The sequence below is a fragment of the Bacillus thuringiensis genome (genome assembly GCF_001182785.1).
In the GTDB taxonomy this organism is placed as follows: Bacteria; Bacillota; Bacilli; order Bacillales; family Bacillaceae_G; genus Bacillus_A; species Bacillus_A thuringiensis_S.
The window spans coordinates 1-7,386 of sequence record NZ_CP012108.1; the positions used below are offsets into that span (position 1 = coordinate 1).

Genomic DNA, 7,386 nt, shown 5'->3' on the forward strand with positions numbered 1-7,386 from the left:
AAAGTTCCGAAAGGAACAGGTAGTATTTTTGAGAACAACGCTCAAAAATCTCCACCTTCATCATAAAAAAAAGTCGGTTCGTTTATCCTCACCTAAAGACTATCGTCTTTTCTTTTTTTATGATGTCCTTGCGGAACTTTTTTCGGCTCGTGTGTGTTTGTCGCCAAGCCGACAGACAAAAAGCAAAACAATGCCTATCGACTTGGACAAGCAAGTATACGAGCCGAACCGCTTAGATCATTCGCCCTAAAATAGTTCTTACTCGAAATTTGATACGGAATACGTGGGGTTTCGCCCCCACACGACGAGCCAGCACTCTAGCCAAAAAGCAAAGGAAGATCAAAAGATAAGAATAAAATCATAAAAAAGAGAAAACCGGACTTGAATATGTTATTCATGGCCGGTTAACATAACGTCCTATTATCGGTAGCAACTATTTGGATAGAATCCTTGTATTTACAAGGTTTCTTGTTTCTATGTTTATCTATTTCTTATACAGGATTTTATACATCGTTGATAGAAAGAGGATTCTGGGAATCCTCTTTCTTCTTCTTTTTCATGAAATCTTGTATATGGGGTTTCTTGCTCCTCCTTTCCAAAAAATATACTTGTACAAAGTAAATAGTATCTTATACGCTTTAAAAAGGCTGAAATTAGATTAGAAGAATCTTCTTAAGGTTTCTCATCTTCGAGAATATTAAAGTCCTTTAAAAAGAAAAATGAGGCGTTACAAAGGAAAAGTCATATACTAAAAGTAAATCGTATGAATTTACCTGTAATTGTAAAATGGTAAGAAATTTTTAGATACTCATAAAAACTGGCGCAGAATATCTATTCTGCGCCAGCCTTTGTTTAATTTTTTATAGAAATCAATTCTACGCTTTTTATGTTAAAAGTACCTTCCGTTTCTCTAATATCAATGCGGATTTGCTTTGTATGTGGCGTTATATGCATTGTTTTTGTGACATATCCTATGGTTTCATCCTACAGTTTAATTGGTAAAAAGTGTATTTACTGTTTGTTGGATTTTTTCTAATTTTTGTGTTTCTAAGTTTTCTTCTAATGTGTTAGTGATTGGGATGAATTCGAATTTATCTATAAGTATTGTATTATCAGCAAAATCGTTTGAGTTTAAAAACATGGTAAAATTGGAGGATAAGTTTACTGTTGCTACTTGTTGAGGGTCTTCGGTTTGAAAATATATATATTGAAAATCATCATATTTAGGATTTATTATATTTTTTATGGAACCTATACCTAGTGCTCGGAGACTATAATTTGTTACGCCTGCTATATTTAATGTTAGGTTAATTGAACGATTAGGAGAATATGCAACACATCGCATACGAATTTGGTATCTTGCCGCAGTTGGGACATAACACATAATTTGCATACTACTCCTAAGAGAAACTAAATCACCTCCTGTATGACCAGGACCTGATATAACAGAAGATGATGGATCTAAAGACTTAGCTTTTACAGCAGGGATTTGTGTAGTTATTGTATTAGAAATTGTATTGTTGAAATTAACACTTGTATGTGTCCAAGCGAATGATAATTCTCTTTCAGCTGGTAATGATAGGTTGCCTCGAGGACTAATTTTTATATAAGATAAGATATGAGTATACTTAGTACCAAGACCATAAGGAGGAATTTTACCTGCTGGGAATTCTGTGAATATAAAATAATCTATGCCTAAATTTTCAGGTGTATATCCAGAATTGTACCTACGTGGATTTCCATCTATTGTATCAAAATCTATAGCAGTTATATGATAATACTCATACCGACGTTTGACTGCTATACTACGAACAGCGGTATTCGAAATATCAAATGGAGGAGGGTTATCTGTATTTGGCTCCGATAAATTTTCTGGTTTATAAATTGGACTAAGGCGGACAGTACTATCATTTGTATAGCTAAAATGGTTTTGAACAGCATGTAATCCTGGTAAAATATTTTTAGCTGTAAATAGAGTAAATTTATTTAGGCGAGAGAATAAATGTGGAGATCTTGTTAATTCCTGTTCTCTTTGAGCAATAGGTATTGGGCTACCAGTTTCATATCTTCTCATGACAGCATCAGTATAAATTTCTCTAGTAAGTTCTGAGTGAGTACCTGTTGGATATTTTTCTGGGTCATAATTTGGAAAAATGGCAATATGATCTAATACAGTAAAAGTCATTTCTCTACGATACGCATTATATATGTCCCAATTTATATTACTTGAATTTTTAAGCTGATTTAAGCCATCTTGATATTTTTCTGAACAATGATTAATATATTCTGCAATTCTACATTTTAATATGCATTTATAATATTTAGAAGATACCTTATTATTACTTTCTGTTGAGCAATTCGTTAAGCAAGTATTAAGATCGCTAATATAATCTTGAGGATATATACTTTGTATTGATAAGTTAGATGAAGGTGCCCATTTGTCATAATTATCTGCGGCTTGTCGTAATAAATTTAAGTGCCAATTAGCTATTTGTGTATAACCAGGAAGTAATATTATAGCATAGTCTTTTTTTAATTCTTGTAATGTTCCTATAACAAGAGTATCTAAAGTAAGGAATTTGTTTTTCACTGCATCAGCATTTTGTGAAGTGGGATTTGCTTTCCATATATCAAAATATCTTTGATAGTCTTCAAATTGAGTTTTTAAGGCATCCACTTTATTATATAGTAGATTAACGATAGCTTCATCTACTGGTAAACCAAAAGGTCGATATCCAATTTTTACAAAAGCTTTCCATACTGTTTTAGGATCTTCACCCGGTTTCCAAAAAATTGGAAGTAATGTTCCGAAAGATATAATAAGGGCAGGACCTAGAGGGGAAGTAAAAGCTGATAACATAGTGCCCGCTACAATAATACCTGCACTAACTGCGGCAATTGTATCAGCACTCTCAAATGTTTCAAAACCCTCATCATACTGTTGATTCTGTTGACATATATTGAGCCAATCTTTGTAATTTGTATTATTTGTATAAGGGTATCTAGAATGATTACTGTTTTTGTTCGAAGGATAAGGTGATGCATGCGAATCAATAATTTCATATTTATTATTATTGTTATTGTGATTCATGAATAGTCCTCCAGTTTTTATTTAAATTTCTATGTTATATATATTTTGATAAAAGATTAACTATTCCTGAAAGGAATAAAAATATGGCTATAGGTTGTTTATAAAAGTTATATAAGAATTTATTTGTGAATATTATTTTATATTTAAAAAGATAGAATTATCAGTTGATTACATTGTAATAAAAATACTTTCGTTTGTTTTTGACAAGATCCTGAGAAAGTATCGGAAAAATTCCTAGCACTTATGTTAGGGATTTTTTATATGTTGATAGGAAAAAGAATCTTTTAGATTTCTTATAAAAGTAGCATAATGTAATTCTGAATAAGAAATCCAATCTCCAGATTCATGAGATCCAACAAATTCATTATACATGGGATGCCAAATAATTAAATAAGTGTGATGATGATACTGTATTTCATCAAATTGTCGTAATGCTACCCCAAATGGGTCTGTTATACCGATAGGTATAGCGCCTTGCATTAAAATTTCTTTGAATTGTTGCAAAAACATCCCTCCTTATAATGTGTCATGTATATATTTTCTAAATGTATAAGGATTCCTGCAAATAAGAAAAAAAGAAAAAATAAGATGTCTGTCAACGGTAAGCGGACCAAAGGGAGCATTAAGGAGTTGACAGACGCACTACACCAAGACCCTCTAGGGTTGTCAAAACGAATACGTTTTGGCCTGCCAACCGGGGAGGGAGCCCCTCAAGGATTGAGGGGTTGGGGAGTTGGATTGATGGGGTCAAGGGGAAGATTTCCCCTTGTGGGGTGTGGGGCAAAGCCCCAGGGATTTTATCACGCTATAGCGTGATTTGGCGAAGCCAACAAGGTCTCGCAGAGCCCACACCAAATTGTGTTTGGTATAGTGGGCTATACCAAAACTTTGGATTCGCTCTTTCGATATGTTATGATAATCTCAAAAGTAGTCCTCTTACTGAAGACAATTGTGAGGGAAAAACATGAATAAATTCGCAATCATTCACATGCAGAAATTTCAAATTTCTGATGTGCAAGGAATTCAAAAACATAATCAGAGACAAGGAAAAAGTAAATCAAATTTAGACATCGATTATTCGAAAAGTGAACAGAATTATGATTTGTTAAATCAACAAAAAATTAGATATGAAAGCACAATTAAACAAGAGATCAGTGAGAGAGTAAAACGAAAGCCTCGAGCAAATTCTGTTGTACTTTCTGAATTTGTAGTAACAGCTTCACCTGATTACATACATTTATTAAGTTTAGAAGAACAGAAACGTTATTTTGAGAGTTCACTAGATTTTATTCAAAAGCGTTATGGCAAACAAAACACGTTGTATGCGATGGTTCATATGGATGAAGCAACACCACATATGCATATTGGTGTCATGCCAATTACAGAAGACAATCGTTTGTCCGCGAAAGATATGTTTACGAGAAAAGAATTGACATCTTTGCAACAGGATTTCCCGATGGAAATGCGGGAAAAAGGCTTTGATGTAGAACGAGGTGAAGGTTCAGAGAAAAAACATTTATCGCCTCAAGCCTTTAAGGAAAAACAAGATTTACAAGTAGAATTGGAACAGCTAGGAAATGTAAAAAAGCATTTAGAAACAAAAGTAGTGGAAACGCATAATCAATTACAAAAAACTACAAACTACATCGAAAAACAGAATGAAAACGTTACAAAAAATTCAGCAACAATTTTTAAATTTAGATAAAAAAATAAAAGAAAAGAAACAAGAATTTGAAACGTTTCGAAACCAAGTTCCGGATAAGCCAGTATCACTGTCTTATTTGCGAGAAGAAACAAAAACAGAAGTAACAACAAAACTGTTTGGAAAACCAGAAATTACAGAGAAGAAAACAGGAAATATCGTGGTTACACGTGAGCAATGGAGAGATATGACAGAAAAAGTAAATGCAACGGTTATTATAAAGAGCGATTATGAACGTTTGCAAAAAACGGATCTTGTAAAAGAAAACAAACAATTACATGAGGCAGTCGATGAATTATGCGATTCACTTCAAGATTCCCAAAAGAGAAATTTAAAGTTACAAGAGGAAAAGAAACAATTAAGTACAGAAATAAGCTCGTTAAAGGCTCATATAAGAGACTTGCAGATTAATATAAAAGTTTTATATCAACAGACGAAAAAAGTCTTTAAAGAGCAATTTAAGGCGTTTAGAGGGCTTATTAAAAATGAGTTGGATATGAAGGGTATAGATAATCAATTTGAACGTGAACATACAAGAGAAATGAAAAGTAAACAGAAAGGATATGACATGGAACGTTAGAAGAGGGTATGTTGAAAAAAAGAGCATAAGGAAACCGAATCCCACTTTGTATAAAAAGTGGTGAAATAGGCTGTGCCTATTGGGTTTCTAAAGATTTCTAGCTGGTATGCTTTTTCTATGATCTGTGGTCGTCTGGTGGTCGTTTATAGCCATTCTGTGGCCTTCCAGTGGCCCTCAGTGGTCATTTAGTGGCTGTTTAAAATGAACAAAAAATTAAAATATGCTACAATAAATATCCATCACAAATAACTTTTTAAAGGTTACATCTAAAAAATCTCTTTGTATATTTATATATAAAGAGATTTTTTACTTTTATGTAATTGAAATTATGTTAAAGTTAATAAGACTACATTTGAGAATGTGGGTTCAAGTTGCTGTTTGACTGAATTGCACAAAAAAACCAATTCCATTACACGGGAATTGGTTTTTTTGTTGTGCACTATCAGATATTGCGTAAGGAGATTAATAGTTTGTATAAATTTAGTATACAATAAAAAGGAATAATATTCAAAAAAGAGTGAATTTTTACATGTTTTCGGAAGTCAAACAAAAAAATGTTAAGATATGGGTTATGATGAGTAGTGAAACACTCTCCTATGTTTCTAGTAATTTTATTTTTTTTGTTGTTGGTGCGGAATCTGTTGATAGATTTTGCACTTTTTTATTTGTTGTTGAATAGGATCAGTGTCATTCAACTAAGTACACATACAAGTACACTTATAAGTGTACTTGTATGTGTACTTAGTTGTTAGATTAGTTATTGAAAGTAAACTTTTGAATATTAGTTTACTTTCAAGGTGTTGATTTTATTGGATTTTAAAAGGTTTTTAGAAAAATAGATATTTCCGTGAAGAAAGTATACATTCAGAAGGCAAGAATAAAAGGATTTTTACGCCCAACCTTTGCTCTCTAGTCTTTGCAATAAGGAGTAGTGTTTTTTAGTGGCAATAATATATATGGGACTAAAGGTTTGAGGCTCTATGTAAGGGATGTCAAGATGAATTAGAATGTTAGAAAGTAAGTTTTATAAAAGATATTTCATGTTATGATAAAGTAATCATATCAAACGAGAAAAACCGCCCAATGTCTTGGCGGACAGGCGGTTTTTCATAATCAGGTTGGAATCAACCATTATATACTACATACATTTTAACATATAAAAGTTGATTCCTTCCACAAAAGGGAGAGAATTATTTTATGACAAAAATTGTAGATTTTGAACAAGCTGAAAAAAAAGCAAAATTAAGAGATAGTAAGATTGATAGTATCTATGATCAGTTACAATCTGGTGGTTATTCAGAAGAAGAGAAATCAATGCTTTTACAGTTATTAAGTAAGGCGACTGGTGGAGAAGAGTATTTTATTGCAAAAAAGAAAAAACCAACAGATCGGGTGAGGTTTGTGCAAATTATTATGGATAATTACAATTACCTGAGTGAAATTAATTATTTAACTACAGCTGAAAAAGCGTTTCTAATGGATTTAATACCTTATGTAGAATTTAAAACGAATATTTTGGTTGAAAGAATAAGTAAAGAAAATGAATTTGATTCTGATAGTGCAACGCCTAGTTATCTTGCTAGAAAGTTAACTAGAACTAGAGGAAAAGTATCAGAATTAATGAATGGTTTAATGAAAAAAGGATTATTAGCAGTTGCAGAGACTGGAACAACCACAGAAGATGGTCGTATTTGTACAAGTCGTACATGGTTTGTAAATCCAAATATTATGTGTTGTTCGCCGAAAGATGGAGTAGATAAAGCAACTCAAAAGATATTTAAAAAATCACTTAAAAACTTTGTAACTGAAGATGGTAAAAAACATAAGTTACCAATTTATTTATTTTAGATGTCATTTTATATTGACATCTTTTTTTTTTTAGTGTTTACCATTTTTTAGGTGTTCCCTTTTGGGTACACAGGTGTTCCCTTTTGGGTACACCCCATATCTTACAAACCCTTGATATTACTGAATTTCTTCACTTTGTTCTTCTCACTCTTATATATAGGGCTA

General features: G+C 32.3%; 5 protein-coding genes. 3 read left to right on the forward strand and 2 right to left on the reverse strand.

The window, feature by feature from the left end; all coding sequences use genetic code 11:
* Positions 1–991: 991 nt before the first annotated feature.
* Together AC241_RS32385 and AC241_RS32390 are read right to left on the reverse strand one after the other, a co-directional pair.
* Positions 992–3,091 (reverse strand): insecticidal delta-endotoxin Cry8Ea1 family protein, encoded by a 2,100-nt coding sequence (locus AC241_RS32385; RefSeq protein ID WP_050845813.1) that lies wholly within the window; start codon positions 3,089–3,091, stop codon positions 992–994.
* Positions 3,092–3,337: 246 nt separating this feature from the next.
* The gene (locus tag AC241_RS32390) at positions 3,338–3,601 is read right to left on the reverse strand and encodes a hypothetical protein (protein WP_050845814.1); all 264 of its coding nucleotides are present in this window, start codon (positions 3,599–3,601) and stop codon (positions 3,338–3,340) included.
* 454 nt (positions 3,602–4,055) lie between these two features.
* Here AC241_RS32390 and mobV point away from each other — a divergent pair, with 454 nt between their 5' ends.
* The 3 genes from mobV to AC241_RS32405 all read left to right on the forward strand — a co-directional run bounded on the left by mobV (position 4,056) and on the right by AC241_RS32405 (position 7,221).
* Positions 4,056–4,796 (forward strand): MobV family relaxase, encoded by a 741-nt coding sequence (gene mobV / locus AC241_RS35640; protein WP_230690675.1) that lies wholly within the window; start codon positions 4,056–4,058, stop codon positions 4,794–4,796.
* Positions 4,750–5,373 (forward strand): recombinase, encoded by a 624-nt coding sequence (locus AC241_RS35645; RefSeq protein ID WP_230690676.1) that lies wholly within the window; start codon positions 4,750–4,752, stop codon positions 5,371–5,373. The genes mobV and AC241_RS35645 overlap by 47 nt, the downstream gene beginning before the upstream one ends.
* A gap of 1,197 nt (positions 5,374–6,570) precedes the next feature.
* Complete coding sequence (locus AC241_RS32405) at positions 6,571–7,221, forward strand: hypothetical protein (RefSeq protein WP_050845816.1); 651 nt, start codon at positions 6,571–6,573, stop codon at positions 7,219–7,221.
* Positions 7,222–7,386: the final 165 nt, after the last annotated feature.

Excerpts from the sequence above, each read along its gene's own strand:
- AC241_RS32405 (WP_050845816.1), top strand. The coding sequence starts at position 6,571 with ATGACAAAAATTGTAGATTTTGAACAAGCTGAAAAAAAAGCAAAATTA.
- AC241_RS35645 (WP_230690676.1), top strand. The coding sequence starts at position 4,750 with ATGAAAACGTTACAAAAAATTCAGCAACAATTTTTAAATTTAGATAAA.
- mobV (WP_230690675.1), top strand. The coding sequence starts at position 4,056 with ATGAATAAATTCGCAATCATTCACATGCAGAAATTTCAAATTTCTGAT.
- AC241_RS32385 (WP_050845813.1), bottom strand. The coding sequence starts at position 3,091 with ATGAATCACAATAACAATAATAATAAATATGAAATTATTGATTCGCAT.
- AC241_RS32390 (WP_050845814.1), bottom strand. The coding sequence starts at position 3,601 with ATGTTTTTGCAACAATTCAAAGAAATTTTAATGCAAGGCGCTATACCT.